At 63.4% G+C, this 538-nt stretch carries 1 protein-coding gene; it reads right to left on the bottom strand.

Going from position 1 to position 538, the window contains the following annotated elements; translation table 11 throughout:
* On the bottom strand, window positions 1-538 hold a 538-nt coding region (locus tag VBE63_RS31110; RefSeq protein WP_416274768.1), incomplete at both ends, for a type I restriction endonuclease subunit R, EcoR124 family.

A 538-nucleotide genomic window follows, 5' to 3' on the forward strand; every position in this document is an offset into this window, starting at 1 on the left:
CCGTCGAAGATCAGCCGATCGAGCACGCCGTCGACGAAGCCTTGCAGGGCGGCAGGCGCAAGCCCGTGCTGCTCGGCGATGGCGCTCAGTGCGTCCTCGGCCTTCTGCGCCTTGAATACCTGGTAGCGGCCTCGGATGTCTTCGATGCCACCATGCCCTTTGCCCGCTTCCAGGGTGTTGAGATAAGCGATGATCTCTTCGCGTTCCTCCATCAGATTGCTGTTGGCGCAGAGGAGCTGGATGATCTGCTCGCGGCTCATGGTCTGCTTGCCGGGCGGCTCCTGGGTGTAGCGCGCAACCAGCTGCATGATGTAGTCGTAGTCGATGAGGCTAGAGGCGAAGAGCACGAACTCGAAGTCGAGTTGCTCGACGGGGTCTGGCCCGTCGCCGTCATCACCGCCTTGGTCGCGCTGCTGTTTGAGCCGCTGGGCGGTCTCAAGGTACATGCCACGGAAGCCGCGGTGGGCCTCCTCGGGCAGGCGCTGCTCGATCTGCTGTTGTTGCTCGGCGCTGAGGTCGGTGTATTGGTCGAGCTGGG

The organism is Lamprobacter sp. (assembly GCF_034860625.1).
Lineage (GTDB): Bacteria > Pseudomonadota > Gammaproteobacteria > Chromatiales > Chromatiaceae > Lamprobacter.